Annotated in this window: 1 protein-coding gene; it reads right to left on the reverse strand. The window is 61.8% G+C overall.

All coding sequences use genetic code 11. The features are described from left to right. Positions 1–12: 12 nt before the first annotated feature. On the reverse strand, positions 13–1,341 hold the full coding sequence (locus EB835_RS20140; RefSeq protein ID WP_240688887.1) for an ISL3 family transposase: 1,329 nt from the start codon (positions 1,339–1,341) through the stop codon (positions 13–15). Positions 1,342–1,465: the final 124 nt, after the last annotated feature.

Consider the following 1,465-nt stretch of genomic DNA (forward strand, 5'->3'; position numbering starts at 1 on the left):
GGCTCTTCGGAATCAAGTGTGGTGACTCGTTGGTAGGTTTCTCTTCAACCCCGACGCTACGGTGAGGATCCTCAACCGATAGTTCTCGAAGTTGCGAAACCCATGAGCGACTCGTCGCGTCTTCTCGATCAAGTTGTTGACCGCTTCGACAGGACCATTGGATGCACCACCTGTTGAGAAATACGCGAGGATCTCCTTCCGCCACCGCTTCAACGTCCTCACGAGCCGATTTACCTCGGGAACTGGACAGGACCCGAACTTCACGACCAGACCCTCGAACAATCGGGCCCCCTTCTCACTCGACTCTGCCTGATAGACCCGGCGTAGGCTCTGATAGCAGTCCCAGGCGATCGTGACCTCACAGTCCGGATCCCCAGCCCGCAGCTTGCCATCGATGCGCTCAAGCATCCCCTCCCGCAAGTGCTCAGCTCCCGTCGTGAGCAGTCGCCGAATTGTGTACAGCGGGTCATCCTTGCGACCCCGATGCCCTGTCGTCGCGTTCTGTACTCGCCGCCTGGTCTCGTCGAGGGCTTCGATGCCGAGTTTGACGACGTGGAAAGCATCGAGGATCGTGACCGTGTGCCCCAACTGGTCAGTGATCGCGTTCCTGTATCCGCGAAACGCATCCAGAGTCGTGTGCTTGACCCCCGCCCGGAACTGCGGCGTCTGAGCTTTCAACCAGTTCGAGTAGACCGGGCCGGACCTGCCGGGCACCACGTCGAGGAGCCTCGCATTGACGTGCCCTTTCTTATCGCGGCTGATATCGACCATTCCGGTGAGCATCCGCGGTTTCTGCGGGCCGACATGTCGCCACACATGCTCGTCGACGCCGAGCGCTGTGACGTTCTCGAGCCGCTCCGGTGCCCTGGTGCGGGTCTCAAGGACGGGTTTCGCTGCCGCCCAGCAGGTGTGCCAATCGACTCCGAGTCGGCGGGCCAGTGCTGCCACGTGCGCGTCATCGTATTGGAGCCGATCGGCGACCCAATCCCCGACACGGAGGGTGACCTTCGCGCGGACCGCGATCTGGTCACTGCCCTCGGACCACGTTGTTCGCGGGCACAAGGCCTCCCAGCAGCGCCAGATTCTCTTGTGCCACACGAGTTCGACCGGGCCACGTTGGCCGGGGATGTCGTGGACGGTGTGCCGGCGGCGGTGATGAAGCTTCGCGACGACGCCGCAGGCTGGACAGCCGGTCATAGTGACATCAGTTTCGATATGGATACGGATGCCGATCCTTGTGTCTTCGACGCTGAGCACGTGGAAACCGTCCAGTCCCACGAGCGCGTCCGCGCGTTGAGAGTAGGCGGGGTAAGCGAGGTCGGGGCAGGTAGGATCGGACACGGTCGGAGTCTCCATCGGTGGGTTGTTTCGTCACTTCCGATGATGGGGGCTCCGATCCTTCGTTGCCCTCATCGACACACCGACTGGACTACTGCTCAGTCACCACGCTTCATTCCGCAGAGCC

This window comes from Brevibacterium sp. S22, assembly GCF_004745485.1.
GTDB lineage: Bacteria > Actinomycetota > Actinomycetes > Actinomycetales > Brevibacteriaceae > Brevibacterium.